At 50.0% G+C, this 248-nt stretch carries 1 pseudogene; it reads right to left on the bottom strand.

Going from position 1 to position 248, the window contains the following annotated elements:
- Positions 1–248, bottom strand: a pseudogene (glnA, locus tag SB765_RS32325) (glutamine synthetase); the annotation flags it as partial.

The raw sequence follows: 248 nt of genomic DNA on the forward strand, positions 1-248 counted from the left end.
CCGTTATCACCGAACATCGGTTTTGGCATAAAGGTCGCGGTTTTACCGAAGCGGTGCGCTACGTTGTGCACAACATATTTGTAGATCTGAATTTCGTCAGCTTTTTTGGTCATGGTATTGAAGCGGGTAGCCACTTCGTTCTGACCAGCAGTCGCTACTTCGTGGTGATGGGCTTCAACCACCAGGCCCATCTGTTCCATCACCAGACACATTTCAGAACGAATATCCTGAGCAGAGTCTACCGGCGG

The sequence above is a fragment of the Pseudomonas sp. SIMBA_067 genome, assembly GCF_046534675.1.
In the GTDB taxonomy this organism is placed as follows: Bacteria; Pseudomonadota; Gammaproteobacteria; order Pseudomonadales; family Pseudomonadaceae; genus Aquipseudomonas; species Aquipseudomonas putida.